This window comes from Haloterrigena turkmenica DSM 5511 (assembly GCF_000025325.1).
Lineage (GTDB): Archaea > Halobacteriota > Halobacteria > Halobacteriales > Natrialbaceae > Haloterrigena > Haloterrigena turkmenica.
Genome location: NC_013743.1, coordinates 1,167,169 through 1,189,067 on the forward strand (window position 1 = coordinate 1,167,169; position 21,899 = coordinate 1,189,067).

General features: G+C 63.7%; 19 protein-coding genes and 1 tRNA gene. 14 read left to right on the forward strand and 6 right to left on the reverse strand.

Going from position 1 to position 21,899, the window contains the following annotated elements; translation table 11 throughout:
- Nucleotides 1-276: 276 nt before the first annotated feature.
- Entirely contained in the window at nucleotides 277-735 is a 459-nt protein-coding gene (gene ribH / locus HTUR_RS05540; protein WP_012942318.1) for a 6,7-dimethyl-8-ribityllumazine synthase, read from the forward strand.
- Between the two features lie 7 nt (nucleotides 736-742).
- The gene (locus HTUR_RS05545; protein WP_012942319.1) at nucleotides 743-1,888 is read left to right on the forward strand and encodes a pyridoxal phosphate-dependent aminotransferase; all 1,146 of its coding nucleotides are present in this window, start codon (nucleotides 743-745) and stop codon (nucleotides 1,886-1,888) included.
- 377 nt (nucleotides 1,889-2,265) lie between these two features.
- Here HTUR_RS05545 and HTUR_RS28535 read toward each other — a convergent pair whose 3' ends face one another.
- Nucleotides 2,266-2,610 (reverse strand): hypothetical protein, encoded by a 345-nt coding sequence (locus HTUR_RS28535; RefSeq protein WP_318842637.1) that lies wholly within the window; start codon nucleotides 2,608-2,610, stop codon nucleotides 2,266-2,268.
- Here HTUR_RS28535 and HTUR_RS28540 point away from each other — a divergent pair.
- Both HTUR_RS28540 and HTUR_RS05550 read left to right on the forward strand, forming a co-directional pair.
- Nucleotides 2,554-2,748 (forward strand): HNH endonuclease, encoded by a 195-nt coding sequence (locus tag HTUR_RS28540; RefSeq protein WP_318842636.1) that lies wholly within the window; start codon nucleotides 2,554-2,556, stop codon nucleotides 2,746-2,748. The two genes, HTUR_RS28535 and HTUR_RS28540, sit on opposite strands and share 57 nt — an antisense overlap.
- 47 nt (nucleotides 2,749-2,795) lie before the next feature.
- Nucleotides 2,796-2,868 (forward strand) — tRNA-Gln (locus HTUR_RS05550).
- Nucleotides 2,869-2,980: 112 nt separating this feature from the next.
- On the opposite strand, the gene HTUR_RS27880 is transcribed toward HTUR_RS05550, so the two are convergent.
- Entirely contained in the window at nucleotides 2,981-3,202 is a 222-nt protein-coding gene (locus HTUR_RS27880; RefSeq protein ID WP_012942321.1) for a hypothetical protein, read from the reverse strand.
- 10 nt (nucleotides 3,203-3,212) lie between these two features.
- Nucleotides 3,213-3,524, reverse strand: coding sequence for a glycosyltransferase family A protein (locus HTUR_RS27885; RefSeq protein ID WP_012942322.1), 312 nt, complete (start codon nucleotides 3,522-3,524; stop codon nucleotides 3,213-3,215).
- Between the two features lie 198 nt (nucleotides 3,525-3,722).
- Here HTUR_RS27885 and HTUR_RS05565 point away from each other — a divergent pair, with 198 nt between their 5' ends.
- The 4 genes from HTUR_RS05565 (at nucleotide 3,723) to HTUR_RS05580 (ending at nucleotide 9,942) form a co-directional block, all read left to right on the forward strand.
- Nucleotides 3,723-5,411 (forward strand): alkaline phosphatase family protein, encoded by a 1,689-nt coding sequence (locus HTUR_RS05565; protein WP_012942323.1) that lies wholly within the window; start codon nucleotides 3,723-3,725, stop codon nucleotides 5,409-5,411.
- A 103-nt stretch (nucleotides 5,412-5,514) separates the two neighbouring features.
- Complete coding sequence (locus HTUR_RS05570) at nucleotides 5,515-6,171, forward strand: helix-turn-helix domain-containing protein (protein WP_012942324.1); 657 nt, start codon at nucleotides 5,515-5,517, stop codon at nucleotides 6,169-6,171.
- 330 nt (nucleotides 6,172-6,501) lie between these two features.
- The gene (locus HTUR_RS05575) at nucleotides 6,502-8,118 is read left to right on the forward strand and encodes a hypothetical protein (RefSeq protein ID WP_012942325.1); all 1,617 of its coding nucleotides are present in this window, start codon (nucleotides 6,502-6,504) and stop codon (nucleotides 8,116-8,118) included.
- A 180-nt stretch (nucleotides 8,119-8,298) separates the two neighbouring features.
- A complete protein-coding gene (locus HTUR_RS05580) occupies nucleotides 8,299-9,942 on the forward strand; it encodes a flippase (protein WP_012942326.1) in 1,644 nt (547 codons plus the stop codon).
- 328 nt (nucleotides 9,943-10,270) lie between these two features.
- On the opposite strand, the gene HTUR_RS05585 is transcribed toward HTUR_RS05580, so the two are convergent.
- A complete protein-coding gene (locus HTUR_RS05585) occupies nucleotides 10,271-11,326 on the reverse strand; it encodes a glycosyltransferase family 2 protein (RefSeq protein ID WP_012942327.1) in 1,056 nt (351 codons plus the stop codon).
- 318 nt (nucleotides 11,327-11,644) lie between these two features.
- Here HTUR_RS05585 and HTUR_RS05590 point away from each other — a divergent pair, with 318 nt between their 5' ends.
- From HTUR_RS05590 to HTUR_RS05600, 3 genes are all read left to right on the forward strand, one after another.
- On the forward strand, nucleotides 11,645-12,643 hold the full coding sequence (locus tag HTUR_RS05590) for a glycosyltransferase family 2 protein (RefSeq protein ID WP_012942328.1): 999 nt from the start codon (nucleotides 11,645-11,647) through the stop codon (nucleotides 12,641-12,643).
- A gap of 139 nt (nucleotides 12,644-12,782) precedes the next feature.
- Nucleotides 12,783-13,958, forward strand: coding sequence for a sugar-transfer associated ATP-grasp domain-containing protein (locus HTUR_RS05595; RefSeq protein WP_012942329.1), 1,176 nt, complete (start codon nucleotides 12,783-12,785; stop codon nucleotides 13,956-13,958).
- A gap of 153 nt (nucleotides 13,959-14,111) precedes the next feature.
- Nucleotides 14,112-15,314, forward strand: coding sequence for a M99 family carboxypeptidase catalytic domain-containing protein (locus tag HTUR_RS05600; RefSeq protein WP_012942330.1), 1,203 nt, complete (start codon nucleotides 14,112-14,114; stop codon nucleotides 15,312-15,314).
- Nucleotides 15,315-15,411: 97 nt separating this feature from the next.
- On the opposite strand, the gene HTUR_RS05605 is transcribed toward HTUR_RS05600, so the two are convergent.
- Entirely contained in the window at nucleotides 15,412-16,746 is a 1,335-nt protein-coding gene (locus HTUR_RS05605; protein WP_012942331.1) for a polysaccharide deacetylase family protein, read from the reverse strand.
- Nucleotides 16,747-16,995: 249 nt separating this feature from the next.
- On the opposite strand from HTUR_RS05605, the gene HTUR_RS05610 reads away from it, so the two are divergent.
- Nucleotides 16,996-18,687, forward strand: coding sequence for a hypothetical protein (locus tag HTUR_RS05610; RefSeq protein WP_012942332.1), 1,692 nt, complete (start codon nucleotides 16,996-16,998; stop codon nucleotides 18,685-18,687).
- A gap of 141 nt (nucleotides 18,688-18,828) precedes the next feature.
- A complete protein-coding gene (locus HTUR_RS05615; protein ID WP_012942333.1) occupies nucleotides 18,829-19,332 on the forward strand; it encodes a hypothetical protein in 504 nt (167 codons plus the stop codon).
- Nucleotides 19,333-19,379: 47 nt separating this feature from the next.
- Here the strand turns inward: HTUR_RS05615 and HTUR_RS05620 are convergent, their stop codons facing one another.
- Nucleotides 19,380-19,967 carry a DUF7344 domain-containing protein gene (locus HTUR_RS05620; protein WP_012942334.1) on the reverse strand — a complete coding sequence of 196 codons (588 nt, stop codon included), beginning with the start codon at nucleotides 19,965-19,967 and terminating at the stop codon, nucleotides 19,380-19,382.
- 390 nt (nucleotides 19,968-20,357) lie between these two features.
- Between HTUR_RS05620 and HTUR_RS05625 the strand changes: the two genes are divergently transcribed.
- On the forward strand, nucleotides 20,358-21,350 hold the full coding sequence (locus tag HTUR_RS05625; RefSeq protein WP_012942335.1) for a DUF1616 domain-containing protein: 993 nt from the start codon (nucleotides 20,358-20,360) through the stop codon (nucleotides 21,348-21,350).
- The last annotated feature ends 549 nt before the right edge of the window (nucleotides 21,351-21,899 follow it).

Sequence of the window (21,899 nt, forward strand, 5' to 3'; positions counted from 1 at the left end):
TTGTCTATCCCGCCGCTTAAGCGTTCTCACTTCACGGCACGATCGTGTGCACCGCGTGGTGTGGGTACATCCGATATACTCACGATCGAGGACACTACATGGGTGCGCCGGTAGTCCGTCGACGGACGCGCGTCGGGTGGTTCCGGATGGTACCGACGATCACGGCGATCGCACTGCAACACGATCGGAGTCGATCGTCACGCGAGGCGATATCCTCGGCAGGCGTCGCCACGCGAGAACGGTACCTCTTTTACGCCCCCTCTCCACCGCTGGCGTATGACCACGCTCGGACTGGTGGTCGCGGAGTTCAACCGTCCGATCACCGAGCAGATGGAGCAGGAAGCCCTCGAGGCGGCACAGGCCGCGGGCGCCGAGGTGTACGAGACGGTCCGCGTTCCGGGCGCGTACGACGCGCCGCTGGCGGCCGACCGCCTCGCCCGCCTCGAGGCCGTCGACGCCGTGGCCGTCATCGGTACGGTGATCACCGGCGATACCGATCACGATCAGGTGATCACCGACGCGACCGCCCAGCGACTCTCCGACGTCAGTCTCGAGCGTGACACCCCCGTGACCCTCGGCGTGACGGGTCCCGGGATGTCCGCCGCCGAGGCCCGGGAGCGCGTCGAGAACGCGGGCAAAGCCGTCGACGGCGCGCTCGACCTCGTCGATCAGCTTCCCGACCCCGTATCGGACGCCGCGTCCGATTCCGAACCAGACCCAGATTCAGATTCGTAATCCAGCGATGACCATGGAATTCACCGACCGCCTGACCCGAGTCGAACCGTCCGCAACGCTCGCCATCTCCGCGCTCGCAACCGAACTCGAGAACGATGGCGTCGACGTCGTCGACCTCTCCGTCGGCGAGCCCGACTTCCCGACCCCCGAGAATATCGTCGAAGCGGGCAAGGACGCGATGGACGCCGGCCACACCGGCTACACCACCTCCGCGGGGATCATCGACCTCCGCGAGGCCATCTCGGAGAAACTCGCCGACGACGGCCTCGATCACGGCCCCGAGGAGATCATCGTCACGCCCGGCGCGAAGCAGGCGCTCTACGAGATCGTCCAGGCCCTGATCGCCGACGGCGACGAAGTCGCGCTGCTCGACCCCGCGTGGGTCTCCTACGAGGCGATGGTCAAGATGGCCGGCGGCGACCTGACCCGCGTCGACCTCTCCGAGACTGACTTCCAGCTCGAGCCCGCGCTCGACGACCTCGAGGCCGCCGTCTCCGACGAGACCGAACTGCTGATCGTCAACTCGCCGTCGAACCCCACCGGCGCCGTCTACTCCGACGCCGCCCTCGAGGGTGTCCGCGATCTGGCCGTCGAGCACGACATCACCGTCATTTCCGACGAGATCTACAAGGAGATTACCTACGGCGTCGAGCCGACCAGCTTGGGCACGCTCGAGGGGATGGCCGACCGCACGATCACAGTCAACGGCTTCTCGAAGGCCTACTCGATGACCGGCTGGCGACTGGGCTACTTCGCCGGCCCCGAGGAACTGATCGATCAGGCCGGCAAACTCCACAGTCACTCGGTCTCTTCAGCCGTGAACTTCGTCCAGCACGCCGGTATCGAGGCTCTCGAAACGGAGGACGCCGTCACCGAGATGGTCGACGCCTTCGCGGAGCGTCGCGACCTCGTTATCGACCTCCTCGAGGAGCACGACGTCGACGTCGCCGAACCCGAGGGCGCCTTCTACATGATGGTCCCCGTCGACGACGACGATCAGGCCTGGTGTGAAGGTGCGCTCGAGGACGCCCACGTCGCGACCGTCCCCGGCAGCGCGTTCGGTACCCCCGGCTACGCGCGGATCTCGTACGCGGCGAGCGAAGAGCGACTCGAGGAAGGGATCGAGCGACTGGCCGACGAGGGCTATCTGTAGATTAATCCAGTAACAAACTGGTGGGATTTCTTTTCCGAACTGGTAGTCAACCCTCTTGGATTTGATTTGCTGATCACTTTCACTGCGGTTACCCACCCCTTATTTGCAACCATGTAGTAATCATATTCATTGAATGACCGACGTGCGAAAAATCGCTAAATACGGAACAAGGAATGCGTCAACATCATACGAAAATCCATGATGAACCTCTTCCGAACCGGACATGCAAGGGGTGTGGAACGGAATTCTACGATCCGAAATCGCGTCGGAAGTTCTGTGATGACTGTAATGCAAACGGTGGAAAACATAACGGGAACTGGAACGGTGGAACCGAAACGGCTTCGTGTAAACGATGTGAATCGATGTTCGAATACTATTCATCCGACAAGCCCGGAATATATTGTCCGGACTGCGTCGAAGAAGCCGACGAATTTCTCGGGACGCCATACTACGAAGTTCACGATATCGAGCGCGTGAAGCGTGTTTGCGAGGTTTGTGGAAGGATCAGAACCGTTCTCAAATCTAAAGCAAAACGGGAACCGGTGAGGTTTTGCAGTCAAAATTGTCTTCGGATCTGGTTGTCTGAACAGTGGGGGAACACCGACAACCCCTACAATGGGAAGTGGAGGGGAATTAAACGTAAAGCGCTCAACCGAGACAATCACATGTGCCAGCACTGTGGGAAGACCCGTAAGGAAATAGGCCATGAACCGGACGTCCATCATATAACTCCGGTACGAGAATTCAATGATTCACAACTCGCTCATACGCTCGACAACGTGATCTGCCTCTGTCGCAGTTGTCATCGGTATGCTGAGATTGAATCGATCGATAGCATCTCGCCGGTTGAGCAGGAGTAAACAATAACTCATAAGCCGTTCTGTCGTTAACCCACATCTGCCGATCAAGTCCCGTGGTGTAGTGGCCAATCATCTGAGCCTTTGGAGCTCAGGACGGCGGTTCGAATCCGCCCGGGACTATATAAGTAATCTTATACTTTCGGCAAGCAATACGACACCTCGAGTCACACCTCAATATCGTTCAGATGTCTCGAAGCGACGGTCCGAAACGACCCCGATCGTCGCGGCCTGATCACGGACGAGGAACGGGTTCGCGTTCCTCCGTCGTCGGGTTCGGCGGGGCGCTCTCTCGCCTGTCGACGGTGACCGGACGCTGGATCCGGCCGTCGACGACGGTATCCCGGAGCGCTCGGACGAGATCGAGCGCGGACGGGCCGAGCAGAGCGAAACAACAGATCGCGAGGCTGATGATCGTCGGGCCGTGCTTGGTGGCCTCCCAGCCGTCTCGAAACACTCGGTGTGGATCATGTGACTCGGTACAGTTTGAGGTCGAACCGGGAGAGGACCCGCGGATAGATCTCGTCGTCCATCGACGGCACGTACCGGTCGACAATGCGGCCGTTTCGGCGGACGAGCCCGCCGGTGTAGACGACGCCGCAGCTAGGGTTGGACTCCATGACGGCCAGTTGTTTCGCGATCTTGTCCGGCTCCCAGCGGTCGTCGTCGTCGAGGATACAGATGTACTCGCCGCAAGCTAGTTCGACGGCGGGGTTGCGGCTGGCGGCGAGTCCGTTGCGCTCGAGGTTGTGTTCGAGCAGGTCGGTGTTCGACGGCACGGGGTACAACCCGAGAGAAACGCGAGTGGGAATTCTCCGAATTTCGGGCGTCTCTGCCGGTTTAACGGAACGATAATGAAGTGTCTAACCTCTCTTTCAGTGTATAGATAGCTGTGCCGTATCGACCGAAACCGCTGCCGGGAGGGAGTCGGCGGCGGTCGACCGAAGCGACCGACGACAACCAAATCTACTGCAACGATGACACGGACGCCTGACCGTGACGACACCACACCGACCGAGCGTACCGAGAGCGAATCGGATGGGCTAGATACGCTCGTTATCGGGATCGACGCGGGGTGTCGACCGGTCTTCGAGAGACTCTTCGAGGAGAATCGGATTCCGACCATCGAGCGGCTGTGTACCGAGGGTGTGACCGCGCCGTTAGAGTCCCAGATTCCGCCGTGGACGCCCAGCGCCTGGCCGTCGATCTACACGGGCGTCAACCCCGGCAAACACGGCGTGGTCGGCTTCGTCGGCTACGACGGCTACGACTGGCACGTGACGAGCAACGACGACGTCCGAGCGCATCCGCTGTGGACGCTGTTGGACCGACACGACCGCTCGAGCGTCGTCGTCAACGCGCCGGTGACCCATCCGCCCGACGAGTTCGACGGCGCGGTGATCCCCGGCTTTCTGGGGCCGGAGGATCCGCCCTGCCACCCCGACGGGCTCCTCGATGAGGTCCGCGACGAGATCGGCGAGTACCGTGTCTACCCCGACTACACGCGCGGCGACGACTCGCTGTCCGACGACGAGAAGATCGCGGAGTACCGAAACCTGATCCGGATGCGCGGCGATGCGTTCCGGTACCTCGTCGACGAGTTCGAGCCCGACCTGGGTTTCCTCCAGTTCCAGAAGACGGACACGGTCTTCCACGAGTTCGCCGGTGACGAGGAGCTCGTCAATCGGGTCTACGAGGCGACCGACGACCAGCTCGGGGCGGTGCTCGAGGCCTGCGATCCGGACCGGGTTTTCCTCGTGAGCGATCACGGGATGGGGCCCTACGACGGTTACGAGTTCCGGATCAACGAGTTCCTCCGGGACGAGGGCTACCTCGAGACGACGACCGGCGGGAAGGGGATGCCGTCGTGGACGCCGATGCGCAGGCGGCTCCGCGAGGGTGAGGAGTGCGAGTCCTGGGAGCCGGGCGCGACGGCGCGTGCGGCGTCGGTCGCCGCCCGGTTCGGGATCACCGCCAGTCGCATCAGGGCCGCCCTCGAGCGGGTCGGCCTCGCCGACCTCGCGCGGGAGTACGCGCCCAGCGGCGTCTCGCGGACGGCCAACGAGCAGGTCGATTTCGTCAACTCGGCGGCCTACGTCAGGGCCCGAACCGAACTCGGCGTCCGGATCAACCTCGAGGGACGGGATCCGAACGGGGTCGTCCCGCCCGAGGAGTACGAAGCGTTCCGCGAGGAACTGATGCGGAAACTGCAGGCCGTCGAAACGCCCGATGGCGAGGCGCTGTTCGAGACGGTCGCGCCGCGCGAACGGTACTTCCACGGCGACTACGCCGACGACACCGTCGACATCGTGACGATCCCCAACGGCTTCGACCACATGATCTCCGAACAGCTGCGCAACGGGGAGTACTTCGGCCCGGCCGAACCGTGGAACCACAAGCTCGACGGCATCTTCGTGGCCGCGGGCGAGGGGATCGACGAGGCGGGGTCGCTCGAGCGCGTCCACATTTTCGACGTCGCACCGACGGTTCTGTCTTCGATGGGCGTCCCGTACAGCGATCGCATGGACGGGAGCGTCGCGCCGGTCGTCGACGCGACCGAGCCGACGTCGTACGCAATCTACGAGGACGACGGCGCCGACCCAGACCGAGCGGAGCCGGACGGAGACGTGACCGACCGGCTGGCCGATCTGGGGTATCTGAACTGAGTCGCCGACCGACTCGCAGCCGTCCTGATCACTGCAACGGTCGCTTATCCACCGTATAGGTTTGGACGCCGTTCCCGATCACGTGATAGGAAACGGGCATCGCATGGGATTTATCGCCGAAGTTCACCTCGTTCACGACGAGCTCGCGCTGGCACCGACGATCGCAAACCATCCCGGGACGACGTTCAGGTACGAATACGAGACGTCGACCGACGGCCGTCGGTTCCAGTTCGTCTCCGCGTTCAGCGACGACGAGGCGGCTCTCGAGGAGTCGATGGCGGCGGATCCGACGGTCTCGGATCCGACGCGCATCGCGACGTTCGAGAACCGAACGATCTTCCGCATCGCACTCGAGACCGATCTCGCGGTCCTCCCCGACTGGGGCGGCGGGCACGGGCTGTTCGTGTTCACGGTCACGAGCGGCGAACGCGGCTGGGTCGCTCGCATCTACCTGCCCAACCGGGACGCGCTGATCGCGTTTCGAGCGCGGTGTCGCGACCGCGGAATCTCCTTTCGCGTGACCCAGCTGTACGACACGTCGGTCTCCGACAGCGGTACCTTCCACCTGACCGACCAGCAACACGAGATCCTCATGATGGCATACTACGGCGGCTACTTCGATATTCCGCGCGGGATTACGCAGGACGATCTGGCCGAACGGCTCGGCATCTCGGACTCGGCAGTCTCCCAGCGACTCCGACGCGCCATCGCGGAACTGATCACGGCGACGATCGAGAACGATCGAATGCCGAATCAGTAGTGGGGATCGAACCGAGGGGGAACTCGAGGGCGTGTCCGGCCGGCGTCGGACGCACGTCAGACGCAGAGTGGATAAATATTTGACAATACCATCTAGTTAATCAGTGATTCAGAAAGACGTCGAATATCGGCCCAAGAGCACCTCAAAGTGGGCACTATTAGTACAGCAGTCGGTTGTGCCTGATGCAAGTGTACGGTAATTGATCACTACTTTGAGATGTTCCGAACTTAAAAGCTTGCTATCCGAAGCCATAGTTACTGGACCCCGTCATCATTCAGAACAAAGTGACTATCAATGGTGGAACGAAGCGATCTGCGGCGTTCGGATGGGATGAACCCGCGGTTTCAGTCGGATGGGACTGGTGCCGAGCGATCTACTGACGACGGAACGACAGGTGATGGACAAACACGACGCACGGTGCTAGGTGGACTCGCGGCCGCAAGTGTGGCGGGTCTCGGTCTGTCGACGACGGCCAGTGCCTCGAGCACGACGGCTCCGTACGAGGAATACTACGACGAGTACGAGAACGTCGTCAACATCGTCGAGGCCGGTGCTGACAACACCGGGTCGGAATCGATTACGCCCGTCCTCGAGGACCTGCGCGCCGACGACACGCTGTTCGTCTTCCCGGAGGGGCGCTACTACATGGACGAACAGTTCCGATACACGGGCTTCGAGAACATCGGCTTCGTCGGCGACGACGCGACGCTCGTCCCGGCGGATTACCACACGTTCGACGGCCCGCAGTTTCGGCTGTTCCGTCTCGGCGTCACCTACAACCCCGGCAGTCGCCTCCGATTCGAGGGGTTCGACGTCGATCAGACGGCCCCCGATACCGGGATCCGAGCGATCGAAGCCTACGTCTCCGATCGACTCGAGGTGCGCGACATCACCGTTCGCGGCCAACACGACAGCGGCACGTGGGGCCCGGGACTGTTCAACATCACCGATCCTGACGGGACGGGACTCGTTGAGCGGTTTCGGGCGCCGGACGGCGGCGCGTGGGTCGAGAACACGCCGAACGCGGGCCAGCGCTGGCGTGGCCCGATCGGGATCGAGGCCAACCAGAACGCGGGTACCCTCGAGTTCAAACGCTGCTGGCTCGGCGGCTTCCCGAACAACGGTCTCTACGCGGCGGGCAGCGACGGGCAGATCGTAGTCAGCGGCGGTCTCTACCGGAACAGCAACGGAGCGAACATCCGCGTCGGCGGCGCGAACAGCGTTATCCGGTGGCCGACGGTCGAGGTCGACGAGTCACGACCAGAGGATCGAACCCAGCGCGGGATCCGGATCGAGAAAGGTCAAAACATCGAAATCCACGGTGCACTCGTCAATATCACCTCGCCGATGCCAACGAGTCACGCGATCTCGGTGATGAACACCTGCGAAAAGGCTCGGATCAAGGACACCGAGGTTCGGATCCGCGGGTCGAGCGTCAACCACGGCATCGTCCTCTCGCCCGACTGCGGTGAGACGACGATCGCAGACACGTCGATCAGCCACGAGACCGCGGGCGGCTACCCGCTGTGGATCCGCGACAGCGACAGATCCGAGCGGATCCTCGCCGAACACCTCACGATCTCGGGCCGATCCGGCGACGCCAGCGGCTTCCGCGACGGGATCCGCTGCGAACGGGACAACTGCCGGTTCAGCCACATCTCGGTCACCCAGGAGGGTCGCGACGGGACCGACCGGAACGCCATCGTCAACACGGGCGCGGACCTGACCGTCTACCAGAGCGAGCTGCGCGCCAGCCAGTATCCGTTCCTCGACGTCGGGACCGACGCGCTCGTTCGCGACTCCGACCTCGAGTCGACGGGCGGCGAGGAAGCCGTCTGTCTCTACGCGTCCGCGGAGAACCCGACCCTCAAGAAGAATCGCCTCGCGGGCGGGATCCGCGACCTCGGCGCGAGCGGCGTCACGACCTGGGAGAACACGATCGAATAGTCGAGACGGTCCCCCTTGCGAGGACGGAGATCGACTGTATCGGCCACTCATCGGGGTTTAACACCCGTATAATAACCCTTCGCCGTCGCTACGTCGCACTACTGTGAGCACGCTGGATGCTGAACGGGCGTCGGCGAGGGGAGCCGCCGACCTTCGGCACGGACGCTCCCCGGTGAGAGCGTGAATCGAAGTATCGCGAGCGGCGTCTTCTCGGTCGTCAGTGTGAAGGTCGTCGTGCAGCTCCTCACTGCCCTCTCGACGCCGCTCCTCTACCGGTTTCTCGGCCCGTCGAGCTACGGGGACTACGCGTTCCTGCTGTCCGTATTCGCCATCTACATGATCTTCGTGAGTTCCGGGGTCACCGACGGGGTCCGGAAGTTCCTCGCGGAGGACCGCAACGACGCGAACTGGAGCGAACACGTCGTCGGCTTCTACCTACGGTTGGCGATCGGTCTCGCCGTCGTTGGCGCCGTCCTGTTGATTCTCGCCGCGCGGTTCGGGATCGTCGACCGTGCGTTCGGTGACGGGTTTACGATCTACTTCTACGCGCTCGCCGTCCTCGTCGTGACGGCGCAGTTCCGCGACTACGCCCGAAAGACGCTCATGGGGTTCGGCCTCGAGCGCTACTCGGAACCGTTGAAGATCCTCGATACGGTCGCTTTCATCACCGTCGCGGTCCCGCTAGCGTTCGTTGGGGTCGGCGTGATAGGGGTACTCGCGGGTCATCTGGTCGCGAGCCTGCTCGTGGCCGTCGTCGGGCTGACCATCGTCCATCGCAGAGTCCCACTGTCGTGTCTCACCAGTACGCCGACCGAACGGTTCCCACGCAAGCAGATGCTCTCGTTCAACTCGATGAGCATCGTGCTCGTGTTCCTGCTGATGTCGCTCTACCACATCGATATCGTGATGCTCCAGCGGTTCCGGGAGAGCGCGGCCGTCGGGAACTACCGTGCGGCACTGACGCTCGCTGAGTTCCTCTGGTTCGTTCCGCTAGCGATCCAGACCGTCTTCGTCCACTCGACGTCGGAGCTATGGTCCCAGCATCGACACCGGGAGATCTCGGAACTCGCATCCAGGGCGACGCGGTACACGTTCCTCCTGACGGCCGTCATGGCGGTCGGGCTGGCAGCGCTAGCCGATGTCGCCGTGCCGATTTACTTCGGCGACGAGGCAATCCCGGCGATCGAACCTCTCCTGCTGTTGCTCCCGGGGGCGCTCGGATTCGCGCTCGCTCGACCGATCCTCGCGGTCTCGCAGGGTGAGGGGACGCTTCGGTATCCGATCGCGGCCACCGGCGTGGCGGCGCTGCTCAACGTCGTGCTCAACGCCGCGCTCATCCCGCGCTATGGAATGCACGGTGCGGCCATCGCGACCAGTATCGGCTACGGGACGATGTTCGTCTGCCACTGCTGGAGCGCCCGCCGCGTCGGTTTCGATCCGCTCGCCGACGCGCGGCTCAGCCGGGCGGCGCTGACGACCGTCCTCGCGGCCGTCCCCATCATCGCTCTCGCGACGGCGATCGCGAATCCGTGGCTCGCGCTCGCGGTGGTCCCGCCGGTCGGGTTCGGGATCTTCGTCGGCTTCGCGCTGCTGGTCGGCGCACTGGATCCGTCCGAACCGTTCGAGATCCTCTCGGTGTTTCCCGATCCGATCGGCTCCCGGGCGGCCGCGATACAGGTATCACTGGAGAATAACGAAGGCGGCGAGGACGGCGAAACGCGAAGCTGGTTCCAGAGCCTGCTGTTCGTCGCCGGCCTGTCGCTGTTCGTTTCCGGACTCGCGCTGGGCATCCTCGGCTCCGGCGTCCAGAGCCTCCTTCCCTGATCGGTCGGCGGAGTGAGCGCGACCACCGGGTTCGATCCCGATTTTCGCGGAACGCCGCTGCTCGCTGCGCGATCGTTGCTATTCCTTTGACGAACCGTTCGAGAGAACGCGATCGATCGATCGCGATCGTCGAGTCCAGTGTTCGGATGTCCACTCGAGTCGACTCTCGGGCTGACCGAAAACGAGCTCCACTGCGGACCGACGTGTCGGAACCCGGTGGAGTGAGCTCGGGAACGATAACCGGTCGACGACAGCGAAAACGGAACGACGGGGCGAATCACGACGACGGAACTGGAGCGCTGCGCCGGCTCTTGAGTCGAACGTGGGTCTAACGAACCTGGCGCTCGAGATGTTCGCTCTCGGCCATGTCGAACACCATCGCGAACAGCAGGAACGCGATGCCGGCGACGAGCAAGAGCACGGTCGTCGACCCCTGCACCGACGGGCCGACCGTCGCGAGCGTCGCGAACAGCGTCACGGCGGCGGCGAAGACACCGGTCGTGGCCAGTCCCGCGCCGACGAGGTAGAAGAGCGCCAGCGGGTGGAAGTCCAGCACGAGGTACTTCGTCTTCAGTCGCCACAGGAAGTTCCGCAGCAGCATCGTCGACACCTTCGGGATGTACTCCGAGTACGTGATGCTCGACTCCTCGTCGCCGTAGACGGCCGGCATGGCCACGTCGGCAACGCGCATCCCGTGGACGTTCAGCTTCACCAGCAGGTCGTTGCAGTAGCCGTAGTACTCGTAGAGGTTCTCGAGGTCGATCGCCTTGAGGGCGTCGCCGGAGATGGCCGTGTAGCCGTTCTGGGGATCCATCGTCTTCCAGTAGCCGGAGGCGATCTTGGTGAGGAACGAGAGGATCGCGTTGCCGACGAACCGAAATCGCGGCATCGCGGCGCGGTACTCCCGCGAGAGGAGGCGGTTGCCCTTCGCGTAGTCGGCCTCGTTCTCGACGAGCGGATCGAGCAGTCGCGGCATCTGCGAGAGGTCCATCTGGCCGTCGGCGTCGACGGTCACCGTCGCGTCCACACCGTCGGCGCGCGCGGCGAGATACCCGGTCTTGATCGCCCCGCCGGCGCCGCGGTTCTCGCGGTGTTGGATCGGGACGACCCGTCCGATCGAGTCCCGGACCGACGCCCGTGCGGTGAGCGCGGACGCGCCACCGTCGGTCACGAGCGGCGCGTCGTCGGCCGCGTCGCGTCCCGCGTTCGCGTCGGCGTCCTCGCGGGCCGCCTCGAGGATCTCGTCCCAGGTCCCGTCGGTCGATCGGTCGTCGATCGCGTAGATCCGATCGACGTAGTCGGGCATCTCGCGGATCACGTCGCCGACGAATCCCTCCTCGTCGTACGCCGGCATCACGACGCCGATTGAGGCTCCGCGGTACATCAGCGTCCCTCCGGCGGGGCGGTCAGAGCGGCGTTCCGCGCCGTCGCCGTGCGGTCATCGGCGAATCTGCTCATCCTCGCAGTGCCACCAGGTGGCACGAGCGGTCGTCCGTTCCAGTGGGTCATTACCCGGGTCGACGAACCTGTCGGCCTTTCTTATACAGCTGTTAGGGCTCGAGTCGCACCGATTCGGGTCGCAACGATCCCCGATTCGCGCGTTCCGAATCCGGCGCGATCGACTCGAGTCGCCCGGAATCACCGTCGTTCCCGGCGTTTAGCGACGCGATAATAATGGCTCGACCGTCCGGAGGTGGCAGAAATGCCACGAGTCAGCGTCGTGATCCCGACCTACGACAGAGCCGAGACGCTTCCGCGCGCGATCGACAGCGCGCTCGCACAGACGGTCGACGACCTCGAGGTCGTCGTCGTCGACGACGGTTCGACCGACGAGACGCCGTCCGTGCTGGCCGACTACGAGGACCCTCGGGTCCGACCCGTCGTCCACGCGACCAACCAGGGGGCCAACGTGGCCCGGAACACCGGTATCGAGCACGCCCGCGGCGAGTACGTCGCCTTCCTCGACTCCGACGACGAGTGGCGCCCTGAGAAAATCGAGCGGCAACTCGCCGCCCTCGAGGGGCAATCCGACGAGTGGGTCGGCGTCTACTGCGACTCGACCTACGAGCTGTCGGGGACGAACGACCGCCTCCGCGGGGTCGCCGCGTCCGCCCTCGCGCGGTCGGACGACGAGCCCGTGCGAGAGGGCGGCGAGGAACTGATCGGTCCGATTCTGGCCGACGAGGTGCAGCCGGGCGCCGGCTCGACCCTGCTCGTCCGGACCGACGTCGCCCGGGAGATCGGCGGTTTCGACGAGGAACTCGATCGGTTTCAGGACCCCGAGTTCTGTCTACGAGTGCTCGAGGCGGGCAAGCTCGCGTACGTCGACGAACCGCTGGTCGTCCGCGAGGAGACGGGCCAACCGCCGGCGGCCGTCATCCGAAAGGCCAGCGAGCAGTACCTCTCGATCTACGAGGAGGAGGTCGAACGGTTCGAAGCCGAGGGGTACGAGATCCGCGCCGCCCACCGGCTCGTCGTCGCGAAGGCCTACCTCTCTGAGGGCCGTCTCCTCCGAGGGCTGTGGTACCTGCGCGGCGCTGCCGCGTCCACGCGACAGTATCCCGGCCTCTGTTGGGCCGCCGGCAGCGGCGTTCGACGGCGCCCGTTCCCGATCGTCGCAACGGTCGCGCTCGTCCTCGCCGTCCTCGCCGCGACGGCAGTCGAGCGGACGGCGATCGTCCGTCGCGTCCTGACTGAGTAGCCGTTCAAACCCAAAATATTCTTCTAGAGGGAGTGAATCGCCCGATTTGTACAATTTCTGTTGGTCACATCGTCCGCACTCTGACTGCAACTGTCTTGGTGGTTCGATAACTAACAGGAGCCGCGTGGCAGCCTCATCCGTGAACGTCAGAACGCTCTACCACACGGCCAGGTCGGTGCAGGGACTCGTCGGGTCAGAGTACGAGTCGGACGTCTCGCGACCGCTTCGCCGACGCCTCTGGCTCTGGCGGCGCGGCTTCCTGAGCCGCTCCGACGCGGTCTACGATCTCAATTCAGAGAACTACCGCGACTACGTGAGCGACTACGAGCGGTTCGTGCGCACGAAGCAGATCAACGGGACGTGGTCGGTGGCCCTCTCGAACAAGCTCTTCTTTCACCGGCTCATGCAGCCGTTCGACGCCGAGCGGATGACCGTCTACGGGCTGCTCCGCGACGGAACCTACCACCCCGTCGACGGTCGACGCGGCCGCGAGATGGCCGACGGGGGGCCGACGGCCCCGGAGCCGATCGGCGTCGGCGGACCGGCGTCCGAGCCGGCTCGGCCGTCGCCGCGGACGGAGACGAGAAACGCCGCCCAGCGAGTCGTCGACCGACTCGAGGCCGAGGGTCGGCTGGTCCTCAAGTGGGTCCACGGCGGCGGCGGGAACAACGTCCTGCTGTGTTCGCGTGCCGACGACGGCTACCGGGTCGACGGCGACCACTACACCGAAGCCGAGTTCCGATCGCTGGTCGCCGGCCTCGAGGACTATCTCGTCTGCGAGTTCGTCGACCAGGGGTCGTTCCCGGCCGCGCTGTACCCGACGACGCCGAACACGATCCGGCTGATCACGATGTACGACGACGTCCTCGACGAACCGTTCGTCGCCGCGGCGATCCAGCGGATCGGCACGACGGAATCGGCGCCGCTCGATAACTTCACGCAGGGCGGCCTCTCCGCGTCGATCGACCGCGAGACGGGCGAACTCGGCCAAGGCGCGCAACCCCTCGACGGCGACGGTGATCGTGACGGCGACGACGGCGTCGAGTGGCACTCGGAACACCCTGACACCGGGATGGCGATCGAGGGGAAGCAGATCCCCGGCTGGCAGCGGATTCGATCGCGAGTCCTCGAGATGGCCGACGCCTGCTCGTACGTCCCGTACGTCGGCTGGGACGTCATCGTGACCGACGACGACGGCGGCTTCACCGTCATCGAAGCCAACAGCTACCCCGGCCTCAAATCGATTCAGGTCCACGGGCCCTTACTGACTGACGACCGCGTTCGGCGGTTCTACGAGCAACACGGCGTTCGGTAGCGGCGTCGAGCGCGGACGCCAACCACCTCGAGCCGAACCGGACGGATTCGATCTCTACAACCGTTTCACGACGGTTTCGAGCGAAGAAAAAGAATGTCTGCTGACGTTATTCTCGCGATAGTAAACACGTCTACTAGTGAAGCGAGCGGTGGAATGCAGCGGAATGCGCTTTCACGACGATCGGTACTGTCACTCGCGGGTGCCTGTGCGATCGCAGGCACCGGCGCGACTGCAGTCGGTGGGGCACAGGCGGACGGAACGTCTCGGGAGTCCTTTACGATCCGCGAGGGAACGGCCGAGGAGACGACGGTCTACGTCACGAGTGCGGACGCCGACGGCCCCACGGCCGTCGTCGTCGGCGGCGTCCACGGCAACGAGGTGGGGGGCTATACGGCCGCGAGCGCGATCGCCGACTGGGAGATCGGTGCCGGAACCCTCGTCACCATCCCCGAAGCGAACGCGGTCGCGATCGAACGCGGGACGCGAACTGACGACGACGGCATCGACTTGAACCGGCAGTTCCCGGAGGGGCGCGAGCCGGAGACCGACCTCGCCCGGGCGCTCTGGAGCGTCATCGTCGAGTACGATCCGGACATCGTAATCGACCTCCACGAGTCGACGGGTATCTACGCGAACGATCCCGTCGACGGCGTCGGACAGGCGATCTTCCACTCCGACGGCGAGGCAGCCGCGGCCGCAGCCGATGCGGCCGAGTACGTCACCCGCAACTACGTCGACGACCGGTCGCTCGCCTTCCAGACCGGGCCGTTCTCCAGCTCCAACACCGACCCGAGAGGGTTGCTCGTCCACAAGGCCGCCCGCGACCTCGGCACCGACGCGTTCCTCGCGGAGACGCTCTCGACCGACGTTCCCCTCGAGACGCGCGTCCAGTGGCACTCGGCGATCGTCGAGCGGTTGCTGACCGACGCACTTCGACTCGAGGCGACCGACGGCGACGCCGAGTCCGACGATCCGGACGAGGATACCGACGAGAACGAGACCGACGACGGCGACGAGACGAACGAGGAGGCCGAGACTGACGACGCAGACGAGTCCGGCGACGAAGACGAGGCGGCGGAAGCGCCCGTCGCGTCGATCGAAACCTGTCCCGGAAACGGCGCCGCGATGGCCCTCGAGTCCGGACAGCAGGTCGAGCTCGACGCGTCGGGATCGTACGTCCAGGGCGGCGAGATCATCCGCTACGAGTGGGACGTCGGTCAGACGGCGCAGTTCGACGAGACCGGTGAGACGATCACGGTGACCGTCGGCGCGAACGCCCGCGACACGGTCGTGCTGCGCGTGACCAGCGACGACGGCGAGACCGACACGGAATCGATCGCGCTCTCGACGGACTGATCGGTCCCGGATTCCGCGTTCACTGCGGGATTCTTCTCCGGTCAGGGCGAATGGAACCGTTCGTCACCACAAGGATGGATCAACGACTGACGCAGGCTCAGTAGTGCTGTTCGGTCCGGAGCTTCCAGAGACCGTCGAACGTGATGACCTCGACGTCGGCGTTGTCGATGTGCTTGAGCAGCTTCGCGTAGTCGGTTTCGGACATCGTGTTCTGTTCGGAGAACGCGTGGAAGTTCAGAACCGTACACTGGCGGTGCTGGGCGGCGAGATTGACGCACCGTTTCGCGATGTCGAGATCGTGGCCGATCGTCCGCGGTAACGCCAGCGGATCGAAGCCGTAGACGCTGGTCGTGTTAATGTTACCGGACTGGTTGAACCCACCGCAGTAGTGGTAGTCGGTCGCGTGCTTGAGGCTCGCCTTATCGTAGCTGTTGTGTGGGTAGACGATGTAGTCTGCGCCCTCGAACTCCTTGTTGATGTACCACTGCTTGTCGTGCTTGAGGCGGTTCCGGATCCGCTCCTCGTCGTCGAGTTCGTGGATGGGATCGTGGGTCCCGTGGACGACGATCTGGTCGCCAGCGTCCTGCCGTTCCTGAAGCTCCGCAACCGTCATGCTGTCGCCGTCGTTTCGTTCGACCCAGCGCGGCACCGGAGCCTGAACGGCCGGGAACCCGTACTCGTCGTGCAGCGGCGCGGCCGTCTCGTAATAGTCGCGGGTGCCGTCGTCCCAGGTCAGCATGACGTACCCCTTATCCGGCTTGCCGTGGGTCCGCATGTCGTCGATCCAGACCTCGGCCTGGTCCATGGTGTGCAAAACCTGAATCTCGAGGCGATCCAGGGCGTCGAGCGAGGGGTCGTAGTCGCTCTGTGAGAAGACGCCCGGACTCGAGCGGAACCAGGCGACGTCCGGGCTCCGGCAGGTGATCTCCCGCAGCGAGTACGTCTTCGCGCTGCCGAACTGGTCGACCAGCTGCAGGTTGATCGTGATGTTCTGTGGAGTCGTCGTCCGGATCGCGAACGAGAGGTCCGTATCGGTGAAGTCCTTGTCCGACACATCCAGTCGGGCGACGATATTTTCCTGGCCGTTCGACTCCAGTTTGAAGCTCTGGTCGCCGTTGAAGACGACGTCCTGGTCGGCGCTTCCCGATCCCCGGGTGACCTCCCACTCGGAGAGATCGCTGAAGTCGTCGAACGACTCGCCGGGCTGGCGGTACTGTTCGCGGCTATTGTACTCGGTCTCGAGCGACGGAACGCCGTCGGCCAGCGCCGCCGCCTGTCCGGTCGACTCGTTGTCCGTCTCTTCGTTATCCGAATCGTCGTCCGATCCGCCGAGGACCGAATTGAGCTGATCGGTACAGCCCGCGAGGCCGGCGGCCGCGGCTGCGCTCGACAGTGCGAGAACTCGTCGGCGGGTCGGTCGCTGCTGTGACATTGTCGATCCGACGGTACCGACAGTCAGCCCATTATTATAGATCCGATAGGCCGAACTCGTCGGTCGCTCAGACCGGCCCTATACGGGCGTTTCAGACCTTAACAATGGCATAGTAATTGTCGTCACGGTAAGAGTAGATGAGAGCCGCGTGCGCGATCGGAGGCAGCCGGACGAGCGAACCGCCGGTCGGTCGTCGATCGGTCGACTCGGCGTCGTCCCCTCGATCGCGCGTCGCGACGGTGGTCTTCGATGAATAGGGAACTCTTCGGCGTATTCGGTGACAGAGAGACGTTCGAGCGACACAGAGCCAGCGACGAGTTCGATCGGATACTGACGGGATCGTCCATCACCGTCGGTATCAGAGACGACGCGCTCGGCGCGACCGGCTGGACCGCCAGCTACGCGGACGGCGACGCCCGATGTGTCGTCTGGGGTGAAGCGTACGTCCCGGGCGACGAGTCAAACGCCGCGCGCTGGCTGCTCGAGCGCTACGAGCAAGTGGGCCGCGACGCCTTGGACTTGCTCAACGGCTCGTATCTGGCCCTCGTCGACGCCGGCACGGGCAATGCGTTCGTCGCGACGGATCCCGTCCGGTCCCGCGAGTGCTTCTACACTGACGCGTCGGGAACTCGCGTCTTCGGGACCGACGCCGCCGAAGTCGGGCGAACGGTTCCCGAGCCGACGGTTAACCGAGACGGTGTCCTCGAATTCCTCCACCTCGGCGTGGCCCTCGGCGAGAAGACCGCCGTCTCGGAACTGCATCGACTACCGATCGACAGCGTGCTCGAGGCCGACTCGGTCGACGCCCTGAAGCGGTTCGTCTACCGTCCGGAGTCGTTCGACTACGTCGCCGAACTCGCCGAACGCCTCGAACGGGCGTTTCGGCGGCGCTCGGCGCTGTCCGGAACCAAGGGCCTCCTCCTGTCGGCGGGCTACGACTCGCGGATCCTCCTCACGGGGATCACCGATATCAAGCGGAGTTACACCGTCGGCTCGCCCAGCGCGCGGGAAGTCCAGGTGGCGGGTCGCCTCGCCGACCAGTACGGAGCGACTCACACGGCGTTTCCGCCGGACGAACGGTATCTCCGCCCCGACGAATCGAAGGTCCGCTACTCGCAGGGGATCAAGGAATCGCTGCACATCCACCACGCCGGCTACGCCGACGAGATGGCCGTCGATACGATGTATCACGGACTACTCTGTGATACGTTCCTCCGCGGCCACTTCACCGCCGAGAAGACCGTCGACGTCCTCGACAAGCAAATTCCGACCGGGCGACTCGAATCCGATCCCGATCCCGTCGAGGAACTGCTCGAGACCTTCGGTTACAGCCGGGACGCCAGTCGCGACCTCGCCGAACGAACGTCGTTCGGCGTCGATCCGGAGACGTTCGTCAGGGACGCGATCGCCGACGAACTCGACGCGCGGTCGTCGCGCGCGGACACGGTACAGAACACGCTCACCTGCGTCGGGATCTCTAACCAGCCTTCGATGCCGTTTCACACGCACCTGGCCGACCAGTTCGTGACGTCGTTTCCCGCCATCGACCGCGAACTGCTCGACTGGCACCTCCGAGCGCCGCCGGAACACCGCACGACGGAGACGTTCCTCGAGGCCTGTACGCGGATCGACGACGACATCCTGCGACACAGGCCGCCGGACCGGCCACACGACGAGACGATCCTCAACGAGGTCGAGCGCTTCGTCCGCCGGAAGACGCCGCTTCTCGAGTCGTTCGAGCCGCCGTGGCCGGATCGCCGGACGCTGTTCGATCGCTACGAGTTCGACCGGCGGTATCTGAACGACCTCGAGCACGTCCACGATCTGCCGGTCAGACACAAGCTGCGGCTCGTCGATCTCCGAACGTGGCTCGAGTGCTGGACCGCGCCGTCCGAGGTATCGCTCCCGTGGCTCGCCCCGCCGGAGTTCGCGACCACGTAACCGTTGGCGCCGATTTCGGCTGCGGTATCGATCACTTTCGACGATCTAAACGGTTGTTTCTACTCGTTTAGGCCGACGACAAATCGTTTGCCCAGTTCAACCGTAACAATACTTATATACCACGCAAGATTACCGCGGAATATGCGTCTGACGCCGTCTTGGTTGTTCGCGACACCGTCGGAGCCGTCCGAAGACGGCCCCGCCAACGCCGAGGCCGAGACGGTTTCGGGTGTCACCATCTACCGGGATCCATCAACCGACTCATCGACCGCCGATTCCGCGGCCGAATTCGTCCCGGACTCCAATACCGAGCTGTTGTCCGTTCTGGACGGGATGGAGACGCCCGTCACCGTCGACGAAGTCACCGACGAACTGATCCATCCGGCTCGGCCCCCAGTGGAAACGTGGGCAGCCGTTCACGAACAACTCCACCAGTATCGCCTTCCGGAACTCGACGCAACGGGCCACGTCGAGTTCGACGCGGAACAGGGACTCGTCGACCGCCGAACAGTCCGATCGGACGCCGCCAGTAGGAACGGCTCGAGCGGGCTGGGACTCTGGAGACTCGTTCGACTCGCGGGGCTCGCAGTACTTGGGACGTCGATGCTGGCGATCGCGCTCGTCGCGGTCGCACTGCTTGTCTGAGCCGACTCGAGAAACACGCCGTATCGCAGTAGCGACGACGTCAGGAATCAATCAAGGAGCCGTTTGATCGTCGATACCGTAAACAGCAGCAGGATACAGGCGCTCAGCGCGATTCCAGAGAGGAACGTCGTGAACGGCAGTTCGAGTACCGCGCCGAGCAGCAGCGCGAATCCGAGGACCGTCGAGCCGACATAGTAATCGTCCAGCCCCGCGTCAGACTCGTCCTCGTCGCTCGAGTCCGTCTCCGGAGCGTCCTGCAGGTACTGATCGACCATATCCGCGAGCGGTTGCCGTTCGACGATGCCGCGATTCTTCTGATAGTCGATGAGTCCCGCTTCGTCGAGCTTCGAGAGGTGGGACTGGTAGAGCGGAATGTAGACGCGCTGGCGTTGTTTCGACGTGAGCTCCTCGACGGTCGTATCGTGTTCCCACGCCGCGACCTGTTCGGCGATATCCCGCATACGCACGGGCTCAGTGGTGCCACGAAGGTACCTGAGAACCAGCCGACGGCGTTCGTTTTGCAGGAGATGGAAGATATCGTCTTTGGAGAGCGACGCCTCGTCAGCGGGCCGCTCGTCTGCATCGGCCGTCTCTTCCTCAGCATTTCCTTCGGAGCTGATATGTGCTGCGTTCATTGCGCCAATCTCCCCTATTCAGAAGTGTGTAATAAAGGGTGGAAACCGTATCTCTCAACCGAACTCGTTTTAACTATTTTCACGAACGCAATCGATTCTTTTACTTTATTTTAAAACAGCAGCACAGGTGCTGTTGGGCCATAATTCGGCACATTCGTGAATAAGACGTTATTTTGTTACTATATCTAAAATCCGTAAATATATCAAAGATACTGTACTGAATTTCCTATTGTTGTGACGGTTGGGACGCTCTAGAACGGACGAAAGGTACTTAAGTCGAATTAGTATCTGATATCTGGTATATCCCGGGGTGAAGACCCCCCGATTGACCGGGTCAAAGCGGCTTATCGGGCCGATAATAAACCACACGCCGGTCGAATAACGCCGATAATGAGCGACAGTCAATGGTGGTTCCTCGATTTGGCGGCGGTGATCGCGTTTACCGGCGCCCTCACATTCGGCATCGTTTCCGGAATCGACGGCGTGATACGAACCGCGATAGCACTCCCGATGGTTCTCTGTCTTCCCGGGTATGCGTTCGTCTCGATCCTGTTTCCGTCAGAACCGACCGACGAGTACCAGTCGTTCGATACACTGAAAACCGGACTCGAGACGCCGCGTCTGGTGAGCGGTGGACTCGAGTCGGTCGAACGGTTCGTCCTGTCGGTCGTCTTTAGTATCGCCCTCGTTCCGGCGGTCACCCTTTTCGCGTCCGTTACCCCTCGGGGTATCACTGCGGAAACGGTGCTCCTCGGGCTTGCGTCGCTGACCGTCGTGCTGTCGCTGCTCGCGATCGCGTCTCGCTACCGGTGTCCGGCGGAGCGACGGTTCGCACCATCGGTATCTGTGGGGTCGCTATTCTTCTCCCGGGAGCGACCGAACGTCTACGAGCGACTCAATCCGCGACCGTACAACGTCGCGATCGCCGTCGGGCTGGTGGTGCTGCTCGCGAGCGCCGGGTTCGCGGCCACCAACCCGCCACAGGGTGACGGCTTCACTGAGCTTTCGGTCGAAACCGAGAACGTCACGGGCGAGACCGACACGATGTACAACTCGACGTACACCGCCGGCCAGGCCGAAGACCTGCAGGTGACGATCACGAACCAGGAACACGCCGAACGCGACTACACGACGGTCGTCCTGCTCGAACGAGTCGAACAGGGGGACGGCGACGAGGCGAACGTCACGGAGCGCAACGAACTCGCCCGGGCGTCTGTGACGGTCGCCGACGGCGAGACGCGCAAGCAGTCACTCGAGATCACGCCGACGATGTCCGGCGACGATCTTCGGATCACGGTGTTGCTCTACCAGGGGGAGGCGCCGTCGGAGCCAGCGGCCGAGGACGCCTACCGAACGATGCATCTTCCGGTCGTGGTCGAATAGCCGTAGTCCTGAGAACGCTCGCCGTCGCGTACGCACCGTACTCGCTGAGCGCGTAATCGATCGCAGGTCGCCGTCGACGCGGGACGATCGGTATCGTCATCGGAGCCTTCTACCAGATTCTGTCGACGAGCCGCCGTTCTGGATGGCCGGCGCCATGCTATCGATAGGATCGACCACTCGCCGTTCGTCGCGCCGCTGTTCTAGCTCGTTCTCGCCGTCGTCGCCGGTCGTCGTGGTGTCGAGAGCCGATAGCGCGGGGTGCGTTCGCGCTCGCTCACGCCGTTCACGTGGTACCTGACGTATACGATCCGACACGACCGGAACGCGGGATCGTGGTTCGGGTCGTCCTGTGGCCGTTCCCCTCGGCGCCGACGGCCAATTACGGCGGCTTTTTCGACTACGTCGTCGCTATCTTCTCGGGTAGGTCCGCCAGTTCGTCACGGACGGGCTGTCGCCGCTGCTCTTCCGTCAGATCGATTCGTGATCGCTCTCACAGCGCTGTGGCTGTCCGACGGGCGCCACGGGTCAATCTGACATCTGGCGATGGCT

Bases quoted from the DNA above. Each gene is read 5' to 3' on its own strand.
- ribH (WP_012942318.1), top strand. From the start codon at position 277: ATGACCACGCTCGGACTGGTGGTCGCGGAGTTCAACCGTCCGATCACC.
- HTUR_RS05545 (WP_012942319.1), top strand. From the start codon at position 743: ATGACCATGGAATTCACCGACCGCCTGACCCGAGTCGAACCGTCCGCA.
- HTUR_RS28540 (WP_318842636.1), top strand. From the start codon at position 2,554: ATGTGCCAGCACTGTGGGAAGACCCGTAAGGAAATAGGCCATGAACCG.
- HTUR_RS28535 (WP_318842637.1), bottom strand. From the start codon at position 2,610: ATGGACGTCCGGTTCATGGCCTATTTCCTTACGGGTCTTCCCACAGTG.
- HTUR_RS05565 (WP_012942323.1), top strand. From the start codon at position 3,723: ATGACACGGACGCCTGACCGTGACGACACCACACCGACCGAGCGTACC.
- HTUR_RS05570 (WP_012942324.1), top strand. From the start codon at position 5,515: ATGGGATTTATCGCCGAAGTTCACCTCGTTCACGACGAGCTCGCGCTG.
- HTUR_RS05575 (WP_012942325.1), top strand. From the start codon at position 6,502: ATGAACCCGCGGTTTCAGTCGGATGGGACTGGTGCCGAGCGATCTACT.
- HTUR_RS05585 (WP_012942327.1), bottom strand. From the start codon at position 11,326: ATGTACCGCGGAGCCTCAATCGGCGTCGTGATGCCGGCGTACGACGAG.
- HTUR_RS05590 (WP_012942328.1), top strand. From the start codon at position 11,645: ATGCCACGAGTCAGCGTCGTGATCCCGACCTACGACAGAGCCGAGACG.
- HTUR_RS05600 (WP_012942330.1), top strand. From the start codon at position 14,112: ATGCAGCGGAATGCGCTTTCACGACGATCGGTACTGTCACTCGCGGGT.
- HTUR_RS05605 (WP_012942331.1), bottom strand. From the start codon at position 16,746: ATGTCACAGCAGCGACCGACCCGCCGACGAGTTCTCGCACTGTCGAGC.
- HTUR_RS05610 (WP_012942332.1), top strand. From the start codon at position 16,996: ATGAATAGGGAACTCTTCGGCGTATTCGGTGACAGAGAGACGTTCGAG.
- HTUR_RS05615 (WP_012942333.1), top strand. From the start codon at position 18,829: ATGCGTCTGACGCCGTCTTGGTTGTTCGCGACACCGTCGGAGCCGTCC.
- HTUR_RS05620 (WP_012942334.1), bottom strand. From the start codon at position 19,967: ATGAACGCAGCACATATCAGCTCCGAAGGAAATGCTGAGGAAGAGACG.
- HTUR_RS05625 (WP_012942335.1), top strand. From the start codon at position 20,358: ATGAGCGACAGTCAATGGTGGTTCCTCGATTTGGCGGCGGTGATCGCG.